This is a genomic window from Enterobacter cloacae complex sp. ECC445 (assembly GCF_021892025.1).
Lineage (GTDB): Bacteria > Pseudomonadota > Gammaproteobacteria > Enterobacterales > Enterobacteriaceae > Enterobacter > Enterobacter chengduensis.
Window position 1 is genome coordinate 82,952 of record NZ_JAKLRZ010000025.1, and the last position, 24,838, is coordinate 107,789.

A 24,838-nucleotide genomic window follows, 5' to 3' on the forward strand; every position below is an offset into this window, starting at 1 on the left:
AAAATTAAGCAAGTAGATAGCCTGCTATAAATTAACGAAAAATTAACATCTTATGCAGTCGCCTGGCTTATGGCAGGGAATGAAAATATGTATTACGTTTAAATTACTCCACTTGCAGAGGTTTTTCTGCCATGAACTCACTACGTTATTTCGATTTCGGCCAGTCACGTCACCTGCTGCTGCTCATTGGCCGCATCGCGCTTGTCGTGCTGTTTATTATCTTTGGCTATCCAAAACTGACGGGGTTTAGCGGCACCGTACAATATATGACCTCGCTGGGAACGCCGATGCCCATGCTGGCGGCTATTATTGCGGTGGTGATGGAGGTACCCGCCGCCATCCTGATCGTACTGGGTTTCTTCACCCGCCCCATCGCGGTACTGTTTGTGTTCTACACGCTGGGCACGGCGGTGATTGGCCATCACTACTGGGATATGACCGGTGACGCGGTCGTACCGAATATGATTAACTTCTACAAGAATATCAGCATTGCCGGCGCGTTTATTTTGCTGGCGATAGTTGGCCCCGGGGCAATTTCCCTCGACCGGCGTTAAGCCATAAAAAAAGGCCGCAAGCGCGGCCTTTTTTATTTCTGCAAAGCAGAGGAATTATGCGTATACCGGGAAGCGTGCGCAGATATCCAGTACTTTACCTTTGACGCGCTCGATAACCGCTTCGTCATTAATGTTGTCCAGAACGTCACACATCCAGCCAGCCAGCTCTTTCACTTCCGCTTCTTTGAAGCCGCGGCGAGTCACGGCCGGAGAACCGATACGGATACCGGAGGTCACGAACGGGCTCTTCGGATCGTTTGGCACGCTGTTTTTGTTTACGGTGATGTTGGCGCGGCCCAGGGCAGCGTCAGCTTCTTTACCGGTCAGGTTTTTATCAACCAGATCCAGCAGGAACAGGTGGTTTTCAGTCCCGCCGGATACCACTTTGTAGCCACGGTTCAGGAACACTTCCACCATCGCTTTGGCGTTCTTAGCAACCTGCTGCTGGTAAACCTTGAACTCTGGCTCCATCGCTTCTTTCAGCGCCACCGCTTTTGCCGCGATAACGTGCATCAGCGGGCCGCCCTGCGCGCTCGGGAACACCGCAGAGTTCAGTTTTTTGTACAGCTCTTCGTCACCGCCTTTCGCCAGGATCAGGCCACCGCGTGGACCCGCCAGGGTTTTATGGGTGGTGGTGGTCACAACGTGCGCGTGCGGAACCGGGTTCGGGTAAACGCCAGCGGCAATCAGGCCCGCCACGTGCGCCATGTCAACGAACAGGTAAGCGCCGATGCTGTCTGCGATTTCACGCATTTTTGCCCAGTCAACGATACCGGAGTAAGCGGAGAAGCCACCGATGATCATCTTCGGTTTGTGCTCTTTAGCCTGCTTCGCCATGTCTTCGTAGTCAATTTTACCGGACTCATCGATACCGTAAGGGATGATGTTGTACAGTTTGCCGGAGAAGTTAACCGGGGAGCCGTGAGTCAGGTGGCCGCCCTGCGCCAGGTTCATACCCAGCACGGTGTCGCCCGGCTGCAGCAGCGCGGTGTAGACCGCGAAGTTAGCCTGAGAGCCAGAGTGCGGCTGCACGTTCGCGTAGTCAGCGCCAAAGAGTTCTTTCGCACGGTCGATAGCCAGCTGCTCAACGATATCAACGTACTCGCAACCGCCGTAGTAGCGCTTGCCCGGATAACCTTCAGCGTATTTGTTGGTCAGCTGAGAACCCTGCGCCTGCATCACGCGCGGGCTGGTGTAGTTTTCGGAGGCGATCAGTTCGATGTGCTCTTCCTGACGTACTTTTTCCTGCTCCATAGCCTGCCACAGTTCGGCATCATAATCGGCAATGTTCATTTCACGCTTTAACATCCGCATCTCCTGACTCAGCTAACAAGTAAATTTTGGCCTGAAAAGGCAGTCCTGTTGGACGACGGGCAACAGTATAACTGAATAGTTCTGTGATAACAGGTCTTGACAAACGATTTTACGCAAACGTTTTCCTTCGCGCCACGCAAGGGTTTGAGGAATAAAGCTCTCGCTTATTTCAACGGATTTCTTTTCAGGTTTGTGATGCACATTTTTCATCTTGCAAAGAACCCTTTACACCGAAGGGATATTTTTTATAAGATGCATTCAAAATACATCATTAAAGTCACATCAGAAGGATGCGCTCATGCTCGACGCTCAAACCATCGCTACCGTTAAGGCCACCATTCCTCTGCTGGTGGAAACCGGCCCTAAACTCACCGCCCATTTCTACGATCGCATGTTCACGCATAACCCGGAGCTCAAAGAGATTTTCAACATGAGCAACCAGCGTAACGGCGATCAGCGCGAAGCGTTGTTTAACGCCATCGCAGCGTATGCCAGCAATATCGAAAACCTGGCCGCCCTGCTGCCTGCGGTGGAAAAAATCGCGCAGAAGCACACCAGCTTCCAGATCCAACCCGAGCAGTACAACATTGTCGGCGGCCACCTGCTGGCAACGCTGGACGAGATGTTCAGCCCGGGCCAGGAGGTGCTGGACGCCTGGGGTAAAGCCTACGGCGTGCTGGCAAACGTATTCATTAATCGTGAAGCACAAATCTACAGCGAAAACGCCAGCAAAAACGGCGGCTGGGACGGGACGCGTGCCTTCCGCATCGTTGAGAAAACCCCGCGCAGCGCGTTAATTACCAGCTTTGAGTTTGAGCCGGTGGACGGTCAACCGGTGGCCGATTACCAGCCGGGCCAGTATCTGGGCGTCTGGCTGAAGCCAGAAGGCTTCCCGCATCAGGAGATCCGCCAGTATTCCCTCACCCGCAGGCCAAACGGCAAAGGCTACCGCATTGCGGTGAAGCGTGAGGACGGCGGCCAGGTATCCAGCTGGCTGCATAACGAAGCCAGCGTAGGTGACGTGGTCCATCTGGCCGCGCCGGCGGGCGATTTCTTTATGGCCGTTGAAGCAAATACCCCGGTTACGCTGATCTCTGCGGGCGTCGGCCAAACGCCGATGCTGGCAATGCTCGATACGCTGGCAAAATCACGCCACGGCGCGCAGGTTAACTGGTTCCACGCTGCGGAAAACGGCGAGGTGCACGCCTTTGCGGATGAGGTGAACACGCTGGGAGCGTCCCTGCCGCGCTTCACCGCGCACACGTGGTATCGCCTGCCGACGGAGGCGGATCGCGCATCGGCCCGCTTTGACAGTGAAGGTCTGATGAATTTGAGCCAGCATGAAGGGGCGTTTAGCGCGCCGGAGATGCAGTTCTACGTCTGCGGACCGGTGGCGTTTATGCAGTATGCCGCGAAGCAGCTGGTAGCGCTGGGGGTGAATAAAGACAGCATTCATTACGAGTGCTTCGGGCCGCATAAGGTGCTGTAATGCAAAAAGCCCCTCAAACGAGGGGCTTTTTTTCGCCGGGTGGCGGCTGCGCCTTACCCGGCCTACAAAACCGTTGGCATCGTTAAATCGCGGCGTCGTCTTCTTCGCCGGTGCGGATACGGATCACGCGCGCCACGTCAAAGACGAAGATTTTACCGTCGCCGATTTTGCCCGTCTGCGCGGTGCGGATAATGGTATCCACGCAGGTATCGACGATATCGTCGCTGACCACGATTTCAATTTTCACTTTCGGCAGAAAGTCGACCATGTACTCTGCGCCACGGTAAAGCTCGGTGTGGCCCTTCTGACGACCAAAACCTTTCACTTCCGTCACGGTCATCCCGGTGATGCCAACTTCCGCCAGCGCTTCACGCACATCATCCAGTTTGAAAGGTTTAATAATCGCATCAATCTTTTTCATGGTGGGTCCTTAAACGCTTGCCTGTAAGCTGCCTCGTAATCGATTGCTCACAGTACCATACGGCATTACTCTTTAAAATCGTTTGCTTCCAGCTCGTGGCGCGAGAGGAGCTTGTAAAACTCGGTGCGGTTGCGTCCGGCCATTCGCGCCGCGTGGGTCACGTTGCCTTTGGTGATCTGCAGCAGCTTGCGCAGATAGTTGAGCTCGAACTGGTTACGCGCCTCCGCAAACGTCGGCAGGGCCGTGTTTTCCCCTTCCAGCGCCTGCTCCACCAGCGCGTCGCTGATAACCGGTGAGGAGGTGAGCGCCACGCACTGCTCAATCACGTTGACCAGCTGACGCACGTTACCCGGCCAGCCTGCGGCCATCAGCCGCTTCATCGCATCGGTAGAAAAGGCGCGCACGAACGGTTTATGGCGATCGGCCGCCTGGCGTAAAAGATGGTTCGCCAGCAGCGGAATGTCTTCCGCACGCTCCGCCAGCGCCGGGATCTTCAGGTTGACCACGTTCAGACGGTAGTAGAGATCTTCGCGGAACTCGTTGCGGGCCATCACTTTTGGCAGATCGCGGTGGGTCGCCGAAATAATACGCACGTTAATATCAATGTCGCGGTTGCTGCCCAGCGGGCGCACTTTGCGCTCCTGCAGCACGCGCAGCAGTTTGACCTGCAGCGGCGCGGGCATATCGCCAATTTCGTCCAGGAACAGCGTGCCGCCTTCCGCGGCCTGGAACAGCCCTTCACGGCTGCTCACCGCGCCGGTGAAGGCGCCGCGGGCATGCCCAAACAGTTCAGATTCGAGCAGCTGTTCCGGCAGCGCGCCGCAGTTAATGGCGATAAAGGCATTTTTACTGCGCGGGCTGGCGTTATGGATCGCCTGCGCCAGGATCTCTTTCCCGGTTCCGCTCTGGCCGTTGATCAGCACGCTGACGTCGGACTGCGCTACCATCCGGGCCTGTTCAAGCAGACGCAGCATAATGGGGCTGCGGGTGACGATGGACTCCCGCCACGCTTCATCCCCCGCCGGGGCGGCATGTTCCAGCGCGCTGTCGATTGCCTTATACAGCGCGTCTTTGTCCACAGGCTTGGTCAGGAAGCTGAAGACCCCCTGCTGCGTCGCGGCAACCGCGTCCGGGATCGACCCGTGCGCGGTCAGGATGATCACCGGCATGCCCGGCTGCTGCTTCTGGATCTCTGCGAACAGCTGCAGGCCGTCCATTTCATCCATCCGCAGGTCGCTTATCACCAGATCGATTTTCTCGCGGCTGAGGATCTTGAGCCCCTCCAGCCCGCTTTCCGCGGTCACGACGCTGTAACCTTCACTCACAAGGCGCATCCCCAGCAGCTTTAACAGCCCGGGATCGTCATCCACCAGTAAGAGATGGGCTGGTTTACGGCTCGTCATGCTTTACATCCTCTTGTTTCGGCGTATCGCTGTCCGGCGCCGCGGACGAACTCCCCGGCTGATATTTACGCGACGAGAGCTGCCTTTCGATATCGGTCAGGTTCTCCAGCTTGCGCGTCGTGGTGTCCAGCTGCGTTCGCAGGTGCTGCTGCTGTTGGCGCAGCGTATCAAGCTCGCTGTCGGTTGACTGCTGTAGCCTGCTGTAGCGGGAGCGCTCTTCAGACAGCTGAAGCTGTAATGTCTGCCCATCGCGCCAGAGCTGGTATACCGGGCGTACCTGCACGGGAAGCGTGACCACCAGCGCGTCCAGTCGGGTTACGTTGGCCCGGCGTTCGACGGGGGTGATTTTCGCATCAGCCAGCAAAATGCCGCGCTTGAAGGCGTCCTGCCAGGTGTCGTCATCCAGCATCGCCGCCTTCGAGCGCGCGTCGACCGGCGCCAGACGCTGGGCGCAGTCTATGCCACGCAGCCAGAACAGCGGGTTGCTTTCGACGTCATGACCTGACAGGTTCCAGATGTCGTCGCAGCGGGTCGAAAGGAAATCGGCCACCTGGTTGTCGGGCCATTTATCTTCTTGTTTATCGCTAATGGCGCTTTGTGGCGCATGGGAAACGCATCCTGCCAGAAATAAACAGGGCAGGCTCAGGCGAAGCGTGTTGCGGGAAAACACCGCGCGTACGGCGCGGAAAAAGACGTGTGACATACTCACCAGACATAGATTCATTTTATTGATTTTTCCGGCTCAGGGGCAGTTCGATACGGAAGCAAACATCCGAACGTTCGTCCGTGGCAATGTTTAGCTCACCCTGCATGCGTCGTATGCAGTCCCGGGCGATGCTTAAGCCCAGACCACTGCCTTTCACCGCACCTTTCCGCTGATGACTCCCCTGGAAAAAGGGCTCGAAGATCATGGTTTTTTCGTCATCAGGGATCGGGGTGCCGGTGTTAGCGACGTCGATAAACACCCGGGAACCCTTCGTATAGCTTCGGATATAAATGTTACCGGATTCAGTACCATAGTGCACCGCATTGGAATAAAGATTATCCAGAACGCTCATTAACAGCATGGGTTCAGCGAGACAGCTAGCCGCATTGAGCTCTACACCGGTATGCATCATTTTAGCTCTTGCCGGCAAGCTGTGGGCGGAGATCACCATATCCACCAGCGGTTCAATCTCAACGTTTTCCAGTACGACCGCGCCGTCGGCCAGCTTGCGGTTGTAGTCCAGCAGCTGCTCAATCAGCTTCTGGAGATTGCGGCTGCTGTTATCCAGGATCTCGACAATCTCTTTCTGTTCTGGCGTCAGGGGTCCTGCCACTTCATCCGCCAGAAGCTCCGTCCCTTCACGCATGCTGGCCAGGGGCGTTTTAAGCTCATGAGAGATATGGCGCAGGAACTGATGGCGCTGAGATTCGAGCCACGCCAGGCGCTCGGACAGCCAGATAATGCGCTGACCGACGGATCGCAGCTCGCGGGGGCCTTTAAAGGCGACCGTGTCCCCCAGCGATTTGCCCTCCCCCAGGCGGTTGATCATCCGCTGAATGCCCTTCACCGGGCCGATGATCATGCGGGTAAAGAGCAGGACCAGGCCAAGGCTTACCAGGAACAGCACCAGCGCCTGCCAGCCGAAGAACTGCCCGCGTTCGGCTATTTCCTGCTGGAGCTGCTGGCCGCGGGAGAAAATCACCGTGCGCGTTGACTGCACCATCTCGGTATTGGCGCTGGCAAACGCTTCAAGACGCGCGGCGGCGGCGGCATCCGGCCCGCTGTTGCTGCACTGGAGCTGGGCGAGATCGTTCAGATCCTGACGTAACGCCTGATACAGCTTGTCGTCAGGTAAAACTCCCGCGTGGGCGTCCAGCATTTCGCTGTAGCGTTTACGCTGGCTTTGATACACCTTTTCCAGCGTCCGATCGTCAAGCACGCAATACTGACGATAGCTACGCTCCATCTCCAGCGCGGCGTTGGTCATCGCTTCACTGCGCCTCGCGTCGATGAGCGTCGTGCGGTTGGTCAGCGCCGCCTGCGCGCTCAGCGCGTTCAGGCTCTGCCACGCCTGCCAGGCAAGGATCAGCAGCGGCAGCAGGATCAGCAGGAAAGCCATCATGACGAGCTGTCGCAGGGAGCGGGGGAAAACGGGCCAGCGTTTCAACGCATTACTCTCTTAACGGGGGTTTACGCAGAGCGTAACTGAGTCTGCCCTTCAGATACAACAAAGCCGGGTAAAAACCCGGCTTTGTCATGGAATGAGGCGGTGCCTAACTCGACGTTTCGCCCTGGCCTGATAAAGCATCGCTATGATCAGTAGTTGGACGGCAGGCACCTTTTTGTGCGTCATTCGAAGTTTATGTAGCGCGTCCCGAAGGGGCTGACATAAGAAGGTGAATGAGCCACTGGTTAATATTATGCAACACCTGTGCCAGAATGCAAAACAAAATATTAACATATTGATATATATGATTTTTAGTCGTTTAGCCTGTTAATTATCGATTGAATGATTTCCAGGCTAAGTGTCGCTATTCAGCAACACCTTAACGGGAACCTTTACTGCCCTATATAAATCAATAGCTTAAATGTCTCCTTTTGGAGACACCTTGCTCACAGGATTGTCGCGATTTTGCGACAGAGACAAAAAAGCCCGGTGGCGCTCACGCTCACCGGGCCTACAGGGTGGTCGTTGAAACTTAACCCAGCTGCTTACGCGCGTTGCGGAAGATACGCATCCACGGGCTGTCCTCGCCCCAGTTCTCCGGATGCCAGGAGTTGCTCACGGTACGGAACACGCGTTCTGGGTGCGGCATCATGATGGTCGCACGCCCGCTTTCGCTGGTCACCGCCGTAATACCGTTGGCGGAGCCGTTCGGGTTAGCCGGGTAGGTTTCCGTGACCTTGCCGAAGTTATCGACAAAGCGCAGCGCCACCAGGCCTTTGCTCTCCAGCTGAGCCAGATGCGCAGAGTCACGCACTTCTACCTGACCTTCACCGTGGGACACGGCGATTGGCATCCGTGAGCCAACCATTCCCTGCAGCAGCAGAGACGGGCTTTGGGTCACTTCCACCAGGCTGAAGCGCGCTTCGAAGCGGTCGGACTGGTTGCGCACAAAGCGCGGCCAGGCTTCGCTGCCCGGGATCAGCTCGCGCAGGTTAGACATCATCTGGCAGCCGTTACACACGCCCAGCGCCAGGGTCTGCGGACGGTGGAAGAAGGTTTCGAACTCGTCGCGCACGCGGCTGTTGAAGAGGATGGACTTCGCCCAGCCTTCGCCCGCGCCCAGCACGTCGCCGTAGGAGAAGCCGCCGCACGCCACCAGCGCCTGGAAATCTTCCAGGCCGGTCCGCCCGGCCAGCAGGTCGCTCATGTGGACGTCAATCGCGTCGAAGCCCGCGCGGTGGAAGGCAGCCGCCATCTCAACGTGGGAGTTAACGCCCTGCTCGCGCAGCACGGCCACCTTCGGACGCGCGCCGGTCGCAATGTACGGCGCGGCGATGTCGTCGTTGATGTCGAAGGAGAGCGTCACGTTCAGGCCCGGATCGTTGTCGTTAGCCTTGGCGTTGTGTTCCTGATCGGCACATTCCGGGTTATCACGCAGGCGCTGCATCTGCCAGGTGGTTTCCGCCCACCACATGCGAAGGGTGGTGCGGCTTTCGCTGAACACGGCGTGGCCGTCCGCTTCAATGACGAAGCGGTCGCCCTGAACGGCTTTACCCAGATAGTGCACGCAGTCTGCCAGGCCGTGCTGCGCCAGAACGGCTTCAACCGCGTCGCGCTCCGCGGCACGCACCTGAATCACGGCGCCCAGCTCTTCGTTAAACAGCGCCGCCAGACGGTCTTCGCCAAGCGTTGCAATGTTCGCTTCCACGCCGCAGTGGCCGGTGAAGGCCATCTCTGCCAGCGTCACCAGCAGGCCGCCGTCGGAACGGTCGTGGTAGGCCAGCAGCTTACGCTGCGCCACCAGCGCCTGGATGGCGTCGTAGAAGCCTTTCAGCTGCACCACGTCGCGCACGTCGGCTGGCTTGTCGCCGAGCTGACGGTAAACCTGCGCCAGCGCGGTGGCGCCCAGCGCGTTGTGGCCTTTACCCAGGTCAATCAGCAGCAGGGCGTTGTCTTCGGTCGCAAGCTGTGGCGTAACGGTGTGACGCACGTCCTCCACGCGGGCAAACGCGGTGATCACCAGCGACAGCGGAGAGGTCATCTCGCGCTGCTCGCTGCCTTCCTGCCAGCGGGTTTTCATCGACATAGAGTCTTTGCCCACCGGAATGGTCAGGCCGAGGGCAGGACAGAGCTCCTCGCCCACCGCCTTAACGGCTTCATACAGGCCAGCATCTTCGCCTGGGTGACCGGCAGCGGCCATCCAGTTTGCGGAGAGCTTGATACGCTTGATATCGCCAATCTGCGTCGCGGCGATGTTGGTCAGCGCTTCACCCACCGCCAGGCGGGCAGAGGCAGCGAAGTCCAGCAGCGCCACCGGGGTACGTTCGCCGAGAGCCATCGCTTCGCCGTAGTAGCTGTCGAGGCTCGCGGTGGTCACGGCGCAGTTCGCCACCGGGATCTGCCACGGACCGACCATCTGATCGCGCGAGACCATGCCGGTCACGGTGCGGTCGCCGATGGTCACCAGAAAGGTTTTCTCTGCCACAGCCGGCAGGTGCAGCACGCGGTTGACCGCTTCCGCCACGGTGATGCCCTGGCGATCCAGCGCTTTGCCCGCCGCTTTACGGGTGGTGACGTCGCGGGTCATCTTCGGCGTTTTACCGAGCAGAACGTCGAGCGGCAGATCGATCGGCTGGTTATCGAAATGGGTGTCGCTTAAGGAGAGATGCTGCTCTTCGGTCGCTTCACCGATGACGGCATACGGCGCGCGCTCGCGGCGGCACAGCTCGTCAAACAGCGGCAGCTGATCGGCCGCCACCGCCAGCACGTAGCGCTCCTGGGATTCGTTACACCAGATTTCCAGCGGGCTCATGCCCGGCTCATCGCTCAGGATATCGCGCAGGTTAAAGCGCCCCCCGCGACCGCCGTCGCTCACCAGCTCCGGCATGGCGTTGGACAAACCGCCCGCGCCCACGTCGTGGATAAAGAGGATCGGGTTGGCGTCGCCCAGCTGCCAGCAGCGGTCGATCACTTCCTGACAGCGACGCTCCATCTCCGGGTTGTCGCGCTGCACGGAGGCGAAGTCGAGATCCGCATCAGACTGGCCGGAGGCCATAGAAGAAGCCGCCCCGCCGCCCAGACCGATGTTCATCGCCGGGCCGCCGAGGACGATCAGCTTCGCGCCGACGACGATCTCGCCCTTCTGTACGTGATCGGCGCGGATGTTGCCGATCCCGCCCGCCAGCATGATCGGCTTGTGGTAGCCGCGCAGCTCTTCGCCGTTGTGGCTGTCCACTTTTTCTTCATAGGTACGGAAGTAACCGTTCAGCGCCGGACGGCCAAATTCGTTGTTAAACGCCGCGCCGCCCAGCGGGCCTTCGGTCATGATGTCGAGCGCGGTCACAATGCGCTCCGGCTTGCCGAAATCTTCTTCCCACGGCTGTTCAAAGCCCGGGATACGCAGGTTGGAGACGGAGAAACCGACCAGACCCGCTTTGGGTTTAGCACCGCGACCGGTCGCCCCTTCGTCGCGGATTTCACCGCCGGAGCCGGTCGCTGCACCCGGCCACGGGGAGATCGCCGTCGGGTGGTTGTGGGTTTCAACCTTCATCAGGATATGCGCGGGCTCCTGGTGGAAGTCATAGCGCCCTGCTTCGCGATCGGCGAAGAAGCGGCCCACCTCGGAGCCTTCCATCACCGCGGCGTTGTCTTTATAGGCAGACAGCACGTGGTCAGGGGTTTGCTCCATGGTGTTTTTAATCATTTTGAACAGCGACCTTGGCTGCTGTTCGCCGTCAATAATCCAGTCGGCGTTGAAAATCTTGTGGCGACAGTGCTCGGAGTTCGCCTGCGCGAACATATAGAGTTCGATGTCGTTCGGGTTACGGTTGAGCTTAACAAACGCATCCTGCAGGTAGTCGATTTCGTCTTCTGCCAGCGCCAGGCCGAGACGCAGGTTGGCGTCAATCAGCGCCTGACGGCCCTGACCCAGCAGGTCTACGCTCTGTACCGGCGCAGGCTGATGGTGAGAGAACAGTTTCTGCGCGTCATCGAGAGAGGCAAATACGCTCTCCATCATGCGATCGTGCAGTTCAGCCGCAACCGCCTGCCACTGCGCGTCGCTCAGGGTAGAGGCTTCCACGTAGTACGCCACGCCGCGCTCCAGACGGTTAATCTGGCTCAGGCCGCAGTTGTGGGCGATGTCGGTGGCTTTGGAAGACCAGGGGGAGATGGTGCCCGGACGCGGCGTCGCAAGGATCAGTTTGCCGGTTGGCGTATGGCTGCTCAGGCTTGGGCCATACTTGAGCAGGCGTTCCAGCTGGACGCGCTCCTCTGCATTCAGGGGGGCATTCAGGTCAGCAAAATGGACATACTCAGCGTAAATATTGCTTACCGGAAGGTCGGCCGCCTGAAAACGTGCCAGCAGTTTGGTAATACGGAAGGCAGACAGTGCAGGCGAACCACGCAGAATTTCCATCATAAGTCTCTCGTCTTCGAAGCGCCGGGGCGCTTTCAGTGTGCGCAAGGGGGGAAAACGGGCGTCATTATAGAGAATCCTGAGCGCTGACGAAACCGTTTGCGTCGAAATAAAATTGCCGCAGAGATTTAACAATAGATGTGACCTGCTTCTCTAATAGGTTGCCAAGTGGCGCAAGTTTACGCAAAATGCCGCTCATTCAATGGCAAACCTGATTATTAACATGGCTACAGCAGACTAAGGCAACCGGCGTCGCAGAGAATTAACTAATTGAAAAAATTAAAGATTAATTATCTGCTCATCGGCATTGTAACGTTGCTGCTGGCAGTGGCCCTCTGGCCTTCTATTCCCTGGTTCGGCAAAGCCGAAAACCGTATCGCCGCCATTCAGGAGCGGGGGGAATTGCGCGTCAGTACCCTTAACTCTCCGCTGATTTACAGCGACATCAACGGCAAAATCATTGGCCTGGATTATGAACTGGCGCAGCAGTTTGCCGATTATCTTGGCGTGAAGCTTAAAATTACCGTTCGCCAGAATATCAACCAGCTGTTTGATGACCTCGATAACGACGATGCCGATATGCTCGCCGCCGGGCTGGTGTATAACAGCGAGCGCAGCAAGAACTACCAGCCGGGCCCGACCTACTACTCCGTTTCGCAGCAGCTGGTTTACCGCGTCGGGAGCCTGCGCCCGCGCTCGCTGGCCTCGATTAACGATACCCAACTGACGATTGCGCCCGGTCACGTGGTGATTGAGGATCTGCGGGAGCTCAAGGAGAAGAAATTTCCCGACCTGAGCTGGACGGTGGATCCGAAACTCGGCACGACCGAGCTGCTGGAGCAGGTAAAAGACCAGAAAGTGCCCTACACCATTGCCGATTCGGTGGCGATCAGCCTGTTCCAGCGCGTGCATCCTGAAATCGCCGTGGCGCTGGACGTCACCGACGAGCAGCCCGTCACCTGGTTTAGCCATCTTGATAACGATCAGACCTTTTCTGCCGCGATGCTCGACTTCTTCAACACCATCAATGAAGACGGAACGCTGGCCCGCCTCGAGGAGAAGTACCTCGGCCACGGTGACGACTTTGACTACGTTGATACCCGCAGCTTCCTGCGCGCGGTAGACAGCGTCCTGCCGGACCTGCAGCCGCTGTTCGAAAAATACGCCCAGGAGATTGACTGGAAGCTGCTGGCGGCCATTTCGTATCAGGAATCCCACTGGGATACCCAGGCCACGTCGCCCACGGGCGTACGCGGTTTGATGATGTTAACCAAAAACACCGCGCTGAGCCTGGGCGTGAATGACCGTACCGATGCGGAACAGAGCATCAGCGGCGGCGCGCGCTATCTGCAGGATATGATGGGAAAAGTACCGGAAACGGTGCCGGAAGAGGAGCGGATCTGGTTCGCGCTGGCGGCTTACAATATGGGCTACGCGCACATGCTTGACGCGCGAGCGCTGACGGCCAAAACAAAAGGCAATCCGGACAGCTGGTCAGACGTAAAACAGCGGCTGCCGCTGCTCAGCCAGAAGCCATGGTATAACAAGCTGACATACGGCTACGCGCGCGGCCATGAAGCCTACGCCTACGTGGAAAATATCCGTAAATATCAGATAAGCCTGGTCGGATATCTGCTGGAGAAGGAGAAAGAGGCGACGGAGGCCAAACAGCTGGCCCAAAGCTACCCGGTCGTGGCGCCGGACGAGCTTAATCGTCCAACGGCTTCAATTCTGCCTTTTGCAGCTTTTTCTGCTGACGGCGCATTCGAAAGAAATCGCTTAATAGCCCCGAACACTCTGGTGCAAGCACCCCGCCGATAGTTTTCACCTGGTGGTTCATTCCCGGGTGACCCAGCACGTCCATCAGGGAACCGGCCGCGCCGGTTTTTTCATCCCGCGCACCGAAGACCAGGGTACCGATCCGGCTGTGCACCATCGCGCCGGAGCACATCACGCACGGCTCCAGCGTCACGTACAGCGTGGTATCAAGCAGGCGATAGTTTTGCAGCACCAGCCCTCCCTGACGAAGCGCCATGATTTCGGCGTGCGCGGTAGGATCGTGGCGGCCAATCGGACGGTTCCACCCTTCGCCAATCACCTGGTTATTGTGGACCAGCACGGCGCCCACGGGCACTTCGCCCTCGTCCCAGGCACGCTGAGCGAGCGTTAGCGCATGGCGCATCCAGTATTCATGGTCGAGTTCAGGGTTGGACAACGGTTGATACTCCAGTCGAAAAGCGGGGCGCATTATACACGCCGATTATGCATAAGACTATTCGAGTTGCTGGAGTTCACCTGATGGCGTAACGCGCCAGCGATGCTGGCAAAAATAGAGCAGCGGGTTGTCCTGCTTGCTGTCGCTGTAGCCGCTGTACAGGCGCAGCGGCGTACCGATGCGTTTCTCCAGCTGGACCACTTTTTCATGCCCCAGGCAGCGCAGGGTCAGTACCCAGCCGCCGTAGCCGCGAGCAATTTGCGTGGCGATAAGATTTACGCGCGGAAGCCAGGGCGTATCAAAATAGACCTGCTCCACCAGCGTCTGCGGGGAGCCGGTAATCAGCCAGATGTCGGCATCGTTCGCGTCGAGGTAGCCGGTCAGGCGCGCCTGCACCACCGGAAAGGCGGCGACGTGCCCGCGAAACCAGTGCGCAAAATCCTTTTCCAGCTGTTTGAGCCGCGCGTCGCTGTGTCCAAACGTACATCCCCACAGCAGCAGGCTCATCGGCCATCGCGCCGCGCGGCCTTTCGCCAGCAGCGCGATGCCGATAACCGGTAAGAGCGGCAGCACGAGCAGCGCATTCAGGGGCTGACGCCGCAGCAGGTAGCGCATAAACGTGCCAAACATATCCTGCTGATGCAGCGTGCCATCCAGGTCGAAAAAGACAATGCGACGCGCGTGGTTTGTCAAACCTTACTCCTCTGGGTCGTTGAATCCTAATAGCCAGGTAAACAGGAACCCGGCGATCACCGCTACTAAATAGCCTAACAGATAGAGCATCACTTTTCCGGTCACGATGGTTAATGCCAGCGGTAAACCGGAAAGTCCAAAGGTGATCACGGTGGCGACCTTCCAGTAGCTGATCAGCGCGCCGCCTACCGCGCCGCCCAGGCAGGCCGCGAGGAACGGTTTACCCAGCGGCAGCGTGACGCCAAAAATCAGCGGCTCGCCAATCCCGAGCAGGCCGACCGGGAGCGCGCCTTTAATCACTTTTTTCAGACGCGCGTTGCGGGTTTTCATCAGTATGGCAATCGCCGCGCCGACCTGCCCCACGCCCGCCATCGACAGGATGGGCAGCAGCGCGTTATAGCCATGCGCCTGCACCAGCTCGACGTGGATCGGCACCAGCCCCTGATGGAGGCCGGTCAGCACCAGCGGCAGGAAGGTACCAGACAGTACCGCCCCCACCAGCAGGCCGCCGCGGTCAATCGCCAGAGACGCGCCGTGAGCGATGGCTTCAGAGATCCACCCGCCTAACGGCTGAAGGGCGACAATGGCTACGCTGCCGGTGATTAAGGTGGTTAACAGCGGGTTAAGGATCAGCTCGATCGAGCCAGGCAGAACCGCGCGCAGCCTTTTCTCGATCCAGCACATCAGGATAACCACCAGCAGCACGGCGATCACCCCGCCGCGGCCGGGCTGAAGCGCCTCGCCAAACAGCGTGATCTGCGCCAGCTGCGGGCTGGACAAGATGCCCGCCATCACGCCGCCCATCGCCAGCGATCCGCCAAACACCTTCGCGGTATTCACCCCCACCAGAATGTTCATGATGGCGAACACCGCGCTGCCGAAGATCCCGAGAATCCCCAGCAGGTTCGGATACTGCGTGGCGAAATCCCCGACAATATCCGGCCGCTTAAGGATATTGATGATCCCGGTGATCAGGCCTGAGGCGATAAACGCCGGGATTAGCGGAATGAAGACGTTTGCCAGCTGTCGCAGCGCGTCGCTCATAGGGGCTTTGTATTTGGCCTTTGCCTGCGCTTTGGTGCGCTCAGCATCGTCGATCGACACGCTTGCCCCGCCGCCCATCAGCGCGCGCATGGCGTCAACAACCTGCGCCGCTTTACCGGGCCCGACGATCAGCTGATGCTGCTGGCCCTGTTTCACATAGCCGCTGACGCCGGACAGTTGCTTCAGGCGCGGCACGTCAAGCTGGTCGTCGTTATGCACCTCGACGCGCACGCGCGTCATGCAGTTTTCGAGACGCTGAATATTTTTTTCCCCGCCAATCCCCTGCAGGATATCGCTGGCGAGCGCTGCTGTTTTGTCCATAGACGCCTCTGTTAGTTTTCTAATGCCGCCCGTAAGAAGCCATGATGCGCATCGAGTCTGGCTCTCGCGGCCGCCGCATCCAGCCCGCTTAAGATCATCAGAATGGCCGGTTTAACATCGTGATCGGTCTGCTTGAGTACCGCTTCCGCCTCCTCGCGGCCTGCGCCCGTCGCCTCCATCACCATGCGGCAGGCTCTGTCCACCAGCTTGACGTTAGTGGCCTGCATATCCACCATCAGGTTCTGATACACCTTGCCGAACTTCACCATCGCGCCGGTGGAGATCATATTGAGCACCAGCTTTTGCGCGGTCCCGGACTTCAGGCGCGTGGAGCCGGTGAGCGCTTCCGGCCCGACCACCGGAGAGATGGCGATAGCGGCCACCTGCGCAATCGGGGAGCCGGGATTACAGGAGATGGCCACCGTCGTGCAGCCTGTCCGGTTTGCGTATTCCAGCCCGCCAATGACGTACGGCGTGCGCCCGGATGCCGCCAGCCCGACCACCAGATCCTTCGCCGTCAGATTCAGTGCCTTGAGGTCATCCTCACCCAGCTGTTTGTTATCCTCTGCCCCTTCCACGGCTTTCAGCAGCGCGCCGGGTCCACCGGCAATCAGCCCGACCACCAGACCATGCGGTACCCCAAAGGTTGGCGGACATTCGGAGGCATCCAGCACGCCGAGACGCCCGCTGGTGCCCGCCCCCATATAGATAATGCGTCCCCCGGCCTTAAGGGCTTCTGCCGCCGCATCGACCGCCTTCGCGACCTCAGGTAATGTCTCTTTCACTGCCTGCGCGACCAGCGTATCCTGTTGATTAAAGCGGTTAACCAGCTCCAGGGTGGAGAGCGCGTCCAGATCCATGGTTTGCGGGTTACGCGTTTCAGAAACAAGTGAGCCAAGATTCATTTTTTGTACCTCAAGAATTTTTAATTCATAATAATCACACTATAATGGAATATAAAATTCATTCAGGCGAGCAAAATCCGTATTTGCGCAGATAATCACATTTTCGCCAGGAGACCGTATGAACTGTTTAATTCGCATTCGCCAGCGCTATGCCGGCTTTGCCCAAAGCGACAAGAAGCTGGCGGATTTTCTGCTTTCTCAACCCGATCGCGCGCGCCATCTCAGCTCGCAGCAGCTGGCGAGTGAAGCCGGGGTGAGCCAGTCCAGCGTGGTGAAATTTGCCCAGAAGATCGGCTTTAAGGGGTTCCCCGCCCTCAAGCTGGCGATCAGTGAAGCGCTGGTAAGCAACCCCAACCCGCAGTCAATGCCGGTGCATAATCAGATCCGCGGCGATGACCCGATGCGGCTGGTCGGCGAAAAGCTGATCAAAGAGAACGTGGCGGCCATGCATGCGACGCTCGATGTGAACACGGAAGAGAAGCTGCTGGAGAGCGTGGCGATGCTGCGCGGCGCGCGGCGGATTATTCTGACCGGCATCGGCGCGTCCGGCCTTGTGGCGCGCAATTTTGGCTGGAAGCTGACAAAAATTGGCCTTAACGCCATCGTCGAGCAGGATATGCACGCCCTGCTGGCGACCGTGCAGGCGATGGATCCTGACGATCTGCTGCTGGCGATCTCCTACTCCGGCGAGCGCCGTGAAATCAACATGGCCACCGATGAAGCGCTGCGCGTCGGGGGTAAAATTCTGGCGATCACCGGATTTTCGCCGAATGCCCTGCAGCAGCGGGCAACGCGCTGTTTATATACCATAGCCGAAGAGCAGGCCACGCGCAGCGCGGCGATCTCGTCCACCAGTGCGCAAATGATGCTGACGGACCTGCTGTTTATGGCCCTGGTGCAGCAGGATCTGGAGCACGCGCCCGAGCGCATTCGCCACAGCGAAGAACTGGTAAAGAAACTGGTTTGACGCGTATAATGCCCGCCCAGTTTGTGTTGTTTCTGAGAATTTCCTGATGGCGCTGTTAATTACCAAAAAATGCATCAATTGCGATATGTGCGAGCCCGAATGCCCGAACCAGGCCATTTCGATGGGCGACAGCATTTATGAGATTAACAGCGACCGCTGCACGGAATGCATCGGCCACTATGAGACGCCGACCTGCCAGAAGGTGTGCCCGATCCCGAATACCATCCTGAAGGATCCGGCACACGTTGAGAGCGAAGAGCAGCTGTGGGATAAGTTTGTCCTGATGCACCACGCGGACAAGCTTTAGCTTTCGATAATCACCGTTGCGCTGGCGTAGTGGCGTTCATCCGCGATCGTCACGTGCATATGATTCACGCCCAGCTTCTCCGCCAGCTTTTGCGCCTCGCCCCATAAACGCAGGCTTGGCTTACCCAGCTCATCGTTAAACACTTCAAACTGGTTAAACGCCAGACCGTTACGAATGCCGGTCCCGAAGGCTTTGGCGGCCGCCTCTTTTACCGCAAAGCGCTTCGCCAGAAAACGCACCGGCTGCTGATGCGTTTCCCAGATGGCCCACTCGTTATCGCTCAGCACCCGTCTTGCCAGGCGCTCGCCGCTGCGGGCGATCACCGCTTCAATGCGGGCTATTTCTACGATATCGGTGCCTAAGCCCAGAATGGCCATTACTGACGCGCTTCCAGCATCAGGCGTTTCATTTCTGAGACCGCCTCTTTCAGGCCGCTCATCACCGCACGGCCAATAATGGCGTGGCCGATATTCAGCTCGTGCATTTCCGGAATGGCGGCAATGGCCTTCACGTTATGGTAGGTCAGGCCGTGACCGGCATTGACCTTCAGGCCCAGGCTCGCCGCGTAGGTGGCCGCTTTGGCGATACGCGCCAGCTCTTTCGCCTGCTCTTCATCGTTTTTGGCATCGGCATAGCAGCCGGTGTGAATTTCGATATACGGTGCGCCCACGTCGGCTGCCGCTTTAATCTGGGTGAAATCGGCGTCGATAAACAGAGAAACCAGGATACCGGCATCCGCCAGGCGCTTGCAGGCATCGCGCATTTTCTCGAGCTGACCGGCCACATCCAGACCGCCTTCGGTCGTGACTTCCTGGCGTTTTTCCGGCACCAGGCAGCAGAAGTGCGGCTGGGTCTCGCAGGCAATCGCCAGCATCTCTTCGGTGACCGCCATCTCAAGATTCATGCGGGTATCGAGCGTCTGACGCAGAATGCGCACGTCGCGATCGGTGATGTGGCGACGGTCTTCCCGCAGGTGGACGGTAATGCCGTCGGCGCCAGCCTGTTCAGCGATAAACGCCGCCTGAACCGGATCGGGATACGCCGTGCCGCGCGCATTACGCAGCGTGGCGATGTGATCGATGTTGACGCCTAACAGTAATTCAGCCATGACAATCCTCGGTTTTCTTTTCGATTCTGTGGTCTAACGTTTCGGCACAAACTGCCTGAATAATTCGCGGCTCTTTAAGGGCTTGCCGCCAAGATACGGCTTGAGGGCAATCCGGGTAAAGCGTTTTGCTGCGCGCAGGGTGTCCTGGTCGGGAAACTCACGCTCATACAGCGCCCGGAGCTGGCGCCCGGTAAAGGTGCTGTTGTCGATCACGATGCTGGCGATAAAGCCTTTCTCTTCGCGGTAGCGGTAGGTCATGGAGTCTTCTACTTCGTCTCCGCTGCCCGCACAGTGCAGAAAGTCTACGCCGTATCCAAGGTGCCCCAGCAGCGCCAGCTCAAAACGCCGCAACGCGGGTTCGGGCGTGCCGGTTGCGCCAGCCAGCGCCTGGATACAGTGCAGATAATCGAAGAAAAGTTCAGAGAAGCGAGTCTCATGTTCAAGAACGCGTGAGATGAGTTCGTTGACGTACAGACCGCTATAGAGCGTGATGCCGGAGAGAGGAAGCGCCAGGGAGACGGCTTCGGCGCTGCGCAGGGTTTTGACTTCCCCTCGCCCACCGAAGCGAACCAGCAGCGGCGTGAAGGGCTGCAGCGCACCTTTCAGATTAGAACGTTTGGAACGTGCGCCTTTGGCAACAAGGCGCACGCGACCCGACTCTTCCGTGAAGACGTCCAGCATCAGGCTGGTTTCGCTCCAGGGACGACTGTGCAGGACGAAAGCGCGCTGCCATCCATCCATATGCTCGCCGTCTTGAGTTACTGGTCTTCGCCGTAACCGAGGCTGCGCAGAGCACGCTCATCATCGGCCCAGCCAGATTTCACTTTCACCCACAGTTCGAGGTGAACCGGCGCTTCGAACATCTCCATCATGTCCTTGCGGGCTTCAATACCGATGGTTTTGATCTTGGCCCCTTTGTTGCCGATCACCATCTTCTTCTGCCCTTCTCGCTCAACGAGGATCAGGCCGTTGATGTCGTAGCCGCCGCGCTCGTTGCTCTGGAAACGCTCGATCTCCACCGTCACGGAGTACGGCAGTTCGGCACCCAGGAAACGCATCAGCTTTTCACGGATGATTTCAGACGCCATAAAGCGCTGAGAGCGATCGGTGATGTAGTCTTCCGGGAAGTGGTGAATCGCTTCCGGCAGATGCTTACGCACGATGCCCGCGATGGTGTCCACGTTCAGTCCGGTCTCAGCAGACAGCGGAACGATATCGAGGAAATTCATCTGGCTGCCCAGCCACTGCAGATGCGGCAGCAGATCGGCCTTTTCCTGAACGTTGTCAACTTTGTTGACCGCGAGGATGACCGGCGTTTTACCGTCACGCAGCTTGTTCAGCACCATCTCGTCGTCCGGCGTCCAGCGGGTGCCTTCCACAACGAAAATCACCAGCTCCACGTCGCCAATCGAGCTGCTCGCCGCCTTGTTCATCAGGCGGTTGATGGCGCGCTTCTCTTCCATGTGCAGGCCCGGGGTATCGACGTAGATCGCCTGATACGCGCCTTCAGTATGGATGCCGACGATGCGGTGACGCGTGGTCTGCGCCTTACGCGAGGTGATGGAAATCTTCTGCCCAAGCAGATTATTCAGCAGGGTGGATTTGCCAACGTTCGGACGTCCGACGATGGCAATAAATCCGCAATAGGTTTTTTCTTCGTTCATTCCAGCTCCAGCATTTTTAACGCCTGTTCGGCGGCAGCCTGTTCAGCCTTACGACGGCTTGAACCCGTGCCCACCACCGGTTCACTCAGGCCACTGACCTGGCAATGGATGGTAAATTCCTGATCGTGCGCTTCGCCACGGACCTGCACCACCAGATAAGACGGCAGCGGCAGATGGCGACCCTGCAAATATTCCTGCAGACGCGTTTTCGGATCTTTTTGTTTATCGCCCGGGCTTATTTCGTCCAGACGGGTCTGATACCAGTTCAGGATCAGCTTTTCGACGGTCTGGATATCGCTGTCCAGGAACACACCACCAATTAATGCTTCGACCGTATCGGCAAGAATAGATTCACGACGGAAGCCGCCGCTTTTCAGCTCACCCGGTCCAAGACGCAGACATTCGCCCAGTTCAAATTCGCGCGCGATCTCCGCAAGGGTATTCCCCCGAACCAGCGTGGCGCGCATGCGGCTCATATCACCTTCATCCACGCGCGGGAAACGATGATAAAGCGCATTTGCAATCACGAAACTTAAAATAGAGTCGCCTAAAAACTCGAGTCGCTCGTTATGTTTGCTGCTGGCACTGCGGTGGGTTAATGCCTGTTGCAACAACTCCTGATGATGAAAAGTGTAGCCCAGCTTCCGTTGAAGCCGATTAATTACGATGGGGTTCATGCGATACCAATAAATGAATGCGTCAAAAATGCAGCACACGAAACCGACCTGAGAAAACCAACGCGGTTTCGTGTGCCGTGGCACCCTTGCAGGGCCAACCTTAAACTTCGGGGGAATATTCTATACACAACGACAGGGGATGTCGTTAGTTCAAAGAGATTTATCGAGGAAATAATTCACGTAGCCGCTAATTAAAGCGGCTACGCGTTCATTTGGTGAGAATTAATGGATTCCGCCAATACGATTCAGGCGTACACCGGTCGGCCATTCGCCTTCCTGCTTCTCAAAACTCATCCAGATTGCGGTCGCTTTACCCACCAGATTCGCTTCCGGCACAAAGCCCCAGTAACGGCTGTCCGCAGAATTATCGCGGTTGTCACCCATCATGAAGTAATGGCCTGGCGGTACAATCCAGCTCGCCAGCTGCTGGCCCGGCTGGCGATAGTACATCCCCACCTGATCCTGCGCGATTGGCACGGTGAGGATACGGTGCGTCACGTCGCCCAGCGTCTCTTTGCGTTCAACCAGACGGATGCCGTTCTCTTTGGTTTCGCCTTTTGGTACCTGGAAGAATCCGCTGGTCGCTTCGCCGCCGTTACGACGGGCAAAGGTCTGCACAAAATCACTTGGCTCAACGTTTGAGTAGGTGATTGGCAGCGCGTTTTCACATGCGGTACCGGAGCTGCAGCCCGGCTGAACGGTGACTTCTTTCGCAACCGGATCGTAGGTTACTTTGTCACCCGGCAGACCTACCGCGCGCTTGATGTAGTCCAGGCGCGGATCTTCCGGATATTTGAACACCACGATGTCGCCACGTTTCGGATGACCGGTTTCGATCAGCGTTTTCTGGTAGATAGGATCTTTAATGCCGTAGGCAAACTTTTCCACCAGAATAAAATCACCGATCAGCAGCGTTGGCATCATTGAACCGGATGGGATCTGGAACGGCTCGTAAATAAACGAACGCACCACCAGCACAATCGCCAGCACCGGGAATACCGACGCGCCCGTTTCCAGCCAGCCCGGTTTCGGGCCGACTTTCTTCAGGGTTTTCGCATCCAGCTGGTCACCGGTGGCTGCCTGTGCGGCAGCCTGACGTTCACGACGTTTTGGGGCGAAGATAAACTTATCCAGACACCACAGCAGACCTGTCACCAGCGTAGCAATGACCAGGATCAGGGCAAACATGTTCGCCATGCCAACTCCTTAGGGTTATTTGCCGTCTTTACCAACATGAAGAATGGCAAGGAATGCTTCCTGCGGCAGCTCGACGTTACCGACCTGCTTCATACGCTTCTTACCTTCTTTCTGCTTCTGAAGCAGCTTTTTCTTACGGCTGACGTCACCGCCATAGCACTTCGCCAGAACGTTTTTACGCAGCTGCTTCACGGTAGAACGCGCGATAATGTGGTTGCCAATGGCCGCCTGAATCGCGATATCGAACTGCTGACGCGGGATCAGATCTTTCATCTTCTCAACCAGCTCGCGGCCGCGGTACGGCGCATTGTCGTTGTGGGTGATCAGCGCCAGCGCATCCACACGCTCGCCGTTGATCAGCACGTCTACGCGCACCATGTTAGAAGCCTGGAAGCGTTTGAAGTTGTAATCCAGTGACGCATAGCCACGGGAGGTCGACTTCAGGCGGTCGAAGAAGTCGAGGACCACTTCCGCCATCGGGATTTCGTAGGTCAGCGCCACCTGGTTACCGTGGTAAACCATGTTGGTCTGCACGCCACGCTTCTCAATACACAGCGTAATGACGTTACCCAGGAATTCCTGCGGCAGCAGCATGTGACACTCGGCAATCGGCTCACGCAGCTCGTGAATATTGTTCAGCGGCGGCAGCTTGGACGGGCTGTCGACGTAGATCACTTCTTTCGAGGTGGTTTCAACCTCATAGACTACGGTAGGTGCCGTGGTGATCAGATCCAGATCGTATTCACGCTCCAGACGCTCCTGAATGATCTCCATGTGCAGCAGGCCGAGGAAGCCGCAGCGGAAGCCGAAGCCCAGCGCCGTTGAGCTTTCTGGCTCATAGAACAGAGAGGCATCGTTCAGGCTCAGCTTACCGAGCGCGTCGCGGAAGTTTTCGTAGTCGTCAGAGCTGACCGGGAACAGGCCCGCATAAACCTGCGGCTTCACCTTTTTAAAGCCCGGCAGCGCTTTATCTGCCGGGTTACGCGCACCGGTCAGGGTATCGCCCACCGGCGCGCCGAGGATGTCTTTAATGGCGCAGACCAGCCAGCCTACCTCGCCGCACGTCAACTCGGTACGGTCAACCTGTTTTGGCGTGAAGATCCCCAGACGGTCAGCGTTGTAGACCTGCCCGGTACTCATCACCTTAATTTTGTCGCCTTTACGCATGGTGCCGTTTTTAATACGCACCAGCGAGACAACGCCCAGGTAGTTATCGAACCAGGAGTCGATAATCAGCGCCTGCAGCGGGGCATCCGGATCGCCTTCCGGGGCCGGAATATCACGCACCAGGCGTTCCAGCACGTCGGTCACGCCGACGCCGGTTTTCGCGGAGCAGCGCACCGCATCGGTCGCGTCAATGCCGACGATATCTTCAATCTCTTCCGCCACGCGCTCAGGATCGGCGGCCGGCAGGTCGATCTTGTTCAGAACCGGCACAACTTCGAGATCCATTTCCATCGCGGTGTAGCAGTTTGCCAGGGTCTGGGCTTCTACGCCCTGCCCGGCATCCACCACCAGCAGCGCGCCTTCACAGGCCGCGAGCGAGCGTGAAACCTCATAGGAGAAGTCAACGTGGCCTGGGGTGTCGATAAAGTTCAGCTGATAGGTTTCGCCATCAGCCGCTTTGTAATCCAGCGTGACGCTCTGCGCCTTGATGGTGATACCGCGTTCGCGTTCCAGGTCCATGGAGTCCAGAACCTGGGCTTCCATTTCACGATCAGACAGGCCACCGCAAATCTGGATAATACGGTCAGACAGCGTCGACTTACCGTGGTCAATGTGAGCAATGATCGAAAAGTTACGTATGTTCTTCATATAGTTAAATAATTATGCCTTACGAATTCCTGGAGGCCGCTGTTCTTAGCCTGACGTTTTTCAGTGCGAAAACGCAGCATTCTACACTACATCCTCGCTACCTGGAAATGCACTTAGAGACAGGTATAGCGTGAAGAAAGGACGTTTTCTGTTTTAGGGTGTAAAAAATGATAA

At 57.7% G+C, this 24,838-nt stretch carries 22 protein-coding genes; 5 read left to right on the forward strand and 17 right to left on the reverse strand.

The window, feature by feature from the left end; translation table 11 throughout:
• The first annotated feature begins 131 nt into the window (after window positions 1-131).
• Entirely contained in the window at window positions 132-554 is a 423-nt protein-coding gene (locus tag L6R44_RS18465) for a DoxX family protein (protein ID WP_032643637.1), read from the forward strand.
• A gap of 54 nt (window positions 555-608) precedes the next feature.
• Here L6R44_RS18465 and glyA read toward each other — a convergent pair whose 3' ends face one another.
• Complete coding sequence (gene glyA / locus L6R44_RS18470) at window positions 609-1,862, reverse strand: serine hydroxymethyltransferase (protein WP_008502165.1); 1,254 nt, start codon at window positions 1,860-1,862, stop codon at window positions 609-611.
• A gap of 304 nt (window positions 1,863-2,166) precedes the next feature.
• Here glyA and hmpA point away from each other — a divergent pair, with 304 nt between their 5' ends.
• Window positions 2,167-3,357, forward strand: coding sequence for an NO-inducible flavohemoprotein (gene hmpA / locus L6R44_RS18475; protein ID WP_237425037.1), 1,191 nt, complete (start codon window positions 2,167-2,169; stop codon window positions 3,355-3,357).
• 82 nt (window positions 3,358-3,439) lie between these two features.
• On the opposite strand, the gene glnB is transcribed toward hmpA, so the two are convergent.
• The 5 genes from glnB to purL all read right to left on the reverse strand — a co-directional run bounded on the left by glnB (window position 3,440) and on the right by purL (window position 11,754).
• Entirely contained in the window at window positions 3,440-3,778 is a 339-nt protein-coding gene (glnB, locus tag L6R44_RS18480) for a nitrogen regulatory protein P-II (RefSeq protein WP_003860685.1), read from the reverse strand.
• Between the two features lie 65 nt (window positions 3,779-3,843).
• Complete coding sequence (gene glrR / locus L6R44_RS18485) at window positions 3,844-5,181, reverse strand: two-component system response regulator GlrR (RefSeq protein WP_023308835.1); 1,338 nt, start codon at window positions 5,179-5,181, stop codon at window positions 3,844-3,846.
• Window positions 5,168-5,905, reverse strand: a complete 738-nt coding sequence (qseG, locus tag L6R44_RS18490; RefSeq protein ID WP_237425038.1) for a two-component system QseEF-associated lipoprotein QseG — start codon at window positions 5,903-5,905, stop codon at window positions 5,168-5,170. The genes glrR and qseG overlap by 14 nt, the downstream gene beginning before the upstream one ends.
• A 1-nt stretch (window position 5,906) precedes the next feature.
• On the reverse strand, window positions 5,907-7,334 hold the full coding sequence (gene qseE, locus L6R44_RS18495; RefSeq protein ID WP_237425039.1) for a two component system sensor histidine kinase QseE/GlrK: 1,428 nt from the start codon (window positions 7,332-7,334) through the stop codon (window positions 5,907-5,909).
• A gap of 532 nt (window positions 7,335-7,866) precedes the next feature.
• A complete protein-coding gene (gene purL, locus L6R44_RS18500; RefSeq protein ID WP_237425040.1) occupies window positions 7,867-11,754 on the reverse strand; it encodes a phosphoribosylformylglycinamidine synthase in 3,888 nt (1,295 codons plus the stop codon).
• A gap of 267 nt (window positions 11,755-12,021) precedes the next feature.
• On the opposite strand from purL, the gene mltF reads away from it, so the two are divergent.
• Window positions 12,022-13,572 carry a membrane-bound lytic murein transglycosylase MltF gene (mltF, locus tag L6R44_RS18505; RefSeq protein ID WP_237425041.1) on the forward strand — a complete coding sequence of 517 codons (1,551 nt, stop codon included), beginning with the start codon at window positions 12,022-12,024 and terminating at the stop codon, window positions 13,570-13,572.
• Here the strand turns inward: mltF and tadA are convergent.
• Genes tadA through murQ form a run of 4 tightly spaced genes read right to left on the reverse strand, consistent with a single transcriptional unit; the run spans window position 13,460 to window position 16,929 of the window.
• Window positions 13,460-13,966, reverse strand: coding sequence for a tRNA adenosine(34) deaminase TadA (tadA, locus tag L6R44_RS18510; RefSeq protein WP_237425042.1), 507 nt, complete (start codon window positions 13,964-13,966; stop codon window positions 13,460-13,462). The two genes, mltF and tadA, sit on opposite strands and share 113 nt — an antisense overlap.
• 57 nt (window positions 13,967-14,023) lie before the next feature.
• The gene (gene yfhb / locus L6R44_RS18515; RefSeq protein ID WP_032643644.1) at window positions 14,024-14,659 is read right to left on the reverse strand and encodes a phosphatidylglycerophosphatase C; all 636 of its coding nucleotides are present in this window, start codon (window positions 14,657-14,659) and stop codon (window positions 14,024-14,026) included.
• A 3-nt stretch (window positions 14,660-14,662) separates the two neighbouring features.
• Window positions 14,663-16,024 (reverse strand): PTS transporter subunit EIIC, encoded by a 1,362-nt coding sequence (locus L6R44_RS18520; protein WP_032643645.1) that lies wholly within the window; start codon window positions 16,022-16,024, stop codon window positions 14,663-14,665.
• An 11-nt stretch (window positions 16,025-16,035) separates the two neighbouring features.
• Entirely contained in the window at window positions 16,036-16,929 is an 894-nt protein-coding gene (murQ, locus tag L6R44_RS18525) for an N-acetylmuramic acid 6-phosphate etherase (protein WP_237425043.1), read from the reverse strand.
• 118 nt (window positions 16,930-17,047) lie between these two features.
• Between murQ and L6R44_RS18530 the strand changes: the two genes are divergently transcribed.
• Together L6R44_RS18530 and L6R44_RS18535 are read left to right on the forward strand one after the other, a co-directional pair.
• Window positions 17,048-17,896, forward strand: a complete 849-nt coding sequence (locus L6R44_RS18530) for a MurR/RpiR family transcriptional regulator (RefSeq protein ID WP_032643647.1) — start codon at window positions 17,048-17,050, stop codon at window positions 17,894-17,896.
• A 46-nt stretch (window positions 17,897-17,942) separates the two neighbouring features.
• Window positions 17,943-18,203, forward strand: a complete 261-nt coding sequence (locus tag L6R44_RS18535; protein ID WP_008502177.1) for a YfhL family 4Fe-4S dicluster ferredoxin — start codon at window positions 17,943-17,945, stop codon at window positions 18,201-18,203.
• Here L6R44_RS18535 and acpS read toward each other — a convergent pair.
• The 7 genes from acpS to lepA all read right to left on the reverse strand — a co-directional run bounded on the left by acpS (window position 18,200) and on the right by lepA (window position 24,664).
• Window positions 18,200-18,580, reverse strand: coding sequence for a holo-ACP synthase (acpS, locus tag L6R44_RS18540; RefSeq protein WP_032643648.1), 381 nt, complete (start codon window positions 18,578-18,580; stop codon window positions 18,200-18,202). The genes L6R44_RS18535 and acpS overlap by 4 nt on opposite strands.
• The gene (gene pdxJ / locus L6R44_RS18545) at window positions 18,580-19,311 is read right to left on the reverse strand and encodes a pyridoxine 5'-phosphate synthase (protein ID WP_237425044.1); all 732 of its coding nucleotides are present in this window, start codon (window positions 19,309-19,311) and stop codon (window positions 18,580-18,582) included. The genes acpS and pdxJ overlap by 1 nt, the downstream gene beginning before the upstream one ends.
• 33 nt (window positions 19,312-19,344) lie before the next feature.
• Complete coding sequence (recO, locus tag L6R44_RS18550) at window positions 19,345-20,052, reverse strand: DNA repair protein RecO (protein WP_237425045.1); 708 nt, start codon at window positions 20,050-20,052, stop codon at window positions 19,345-19,347.
• A 17-nt stretch (window positions 20,053-20,069) separates the two neighbouring features.
• Window positions 20,070-20,975, reverse strand: a complete 906-nt coding sequence (gene era / locus L6R44_RS18555; protein WP_032643651.1) for a GTPase Era — start codon at window positions 20,973-20,975, stop codon at window positions 20,070-20,072.
• Window positions 20,972-21,652, reverse strand: coding sequence for a ribonuclease III (rnc, locus tag L6R44_RS18560; protein ID WP_003860711.1), 681 nt, complete (start codon window positions 21,650-21,652; stop codon window positions 20,972-20,974). Before rnc ends, era begins: the two co-directional genes overlap by 4 nt.
• A 222-nt stretch (window positions 21,653-21,874) precedes the next feature.
• Complete coding sequence (gene lepB / locus L6R44_RS18565) at window positions 21,875-22,849, reverse strand: signal peptidase I (RefSeq protein WP_045326108.1); 975 nt, start codon at window positions 22,847-22,849, stop codon at window positions 21,875-21,877.
• Between the two features lie 15 nt (window positions 22,850-22,864).
• A complete protein-coding gene (gene lepA, locus L6R44_RS18570) occupies window positions 22,865-24,664 on the reverse strand; it encodes a translation elongation factor 4 (RefSeq protein ID WP_023308849.1) in 1,800 nt (599 codons plus the stop codon).
• Window positions 24,665-24,838: the final 174 nt, after the last annotated feature.

Coding starts and splice junctions, on each gene's coding strand:
- glrR (WP_023308835.1), bottom strand. CDS start 5,181: ATGACGAGCCGTAAACCAGCCCATCTCTTACTGGTGGATGACGATCCC.
- L6R44_RS18535 (WP_008502177.1), top strand. CDS start 17,943: ATGGCGCTGTTAATTACCAAAAAATGCATCAATTGCGATATGTGCGAG.
- lepA (WP_023308849.1), bottom strand. CDS start 24,664: ATGAAGAACATACGTAACTTTTCGATCATTGCTCACATTGACCACGGT.
- L6R44_RS18520 (WP_032643645.1), bottom strand. CDS start 16,024: ATGGACAAAACAGCAGCGCTCGCCAGCGATATCCTGCAGGGGATTGGC.
- rnc (WP_003860711.1), bottom strand. CDS start 21,652: ATGAACCCCATCGTAATTAATCGGCTTCAACGGAAGCTGGGCTACACT.
- acpS (WP_032643648.1), bottom strand. CDS start 18,580: ATGGCCATTCTGGGCTTAGGCACCGATATCGTAGAAATAGCCCGCATT.
- L6R44_RS18465 (WP_032643637.1), top strand. CDS start 132: ATGAACTCACTACGTTATTTCGATTTCGGCCAGTCACGTCACCTGCTG.
- qseG (WP_237425038.1), bottom strand. CDS start 5,905: ATGAATCTATGTCTGGTGAGTATGTCACACGTCTTTTTCCGCGCCGTA.
- glnB (WP_003860685.1), bottom strand. CDS start 3,778: ATGAAAAAGATTGATGCGATTATTAAACCTTTCAAACTGGATGATGTG.
- lepB (WP_045326108.1), bottom strand. CDS start 22,849: ATGGCGAACATGTTTGCCCTGATCCTGGTCATTGCTACGCTGGTGACA.
- hmpA (WP_237425037.1), top strand. CDS start 2,167: ATGCTCGACGCTCAAACCATCGCTACCGTTAAGGCCACCATTCCTCTG.
- era (WP_032643651.1), bottom strand. CDS start 20,975: ATGAACGAAGAAAAAACCTATTGCGGATTTATTGCCATCGTCGGACGT.
- purL (WP_237425040.1), bottom strand. CDS start 11,754: ATGATGGAAATTCTGCGTGGTTCGCCTGCACTGTCTGCCTTCCGTATT.
- murQ (WP_237425043.1), bottom strand. CDS start 16,929: ATGAATCTTGGCTCACTTGTTTCTGAAACGCGTAACCCGCAAACCATG.
- L6R44_RS18530 (WP_032643647.1), top strand. CDS start 17,048: ATGAACTGTTTAATTCGCATTCGCCAGCGCTATGCCGGCTTTGCCCAA.
- recO (WP_237425045.1), bottom strand. CDS start 20,052: ATGGATGGATGGCAGCGCGCTTTCGTCCTGCACAGTCGTCCCTGGAGC.
- glyA (WP_008502165.1), bottom strand. CDS start 1,862: ATGTTAAAGCGTGAAATGAACATTGCCGATTATGATGCCGAACTGTGG.
- pdxJ (WP_237425044.1), bottom strand. CDS start 19,311: ATGGCTGAATTACTGTTAGGCGTCAACATCGATCACATCGCCACGCTG.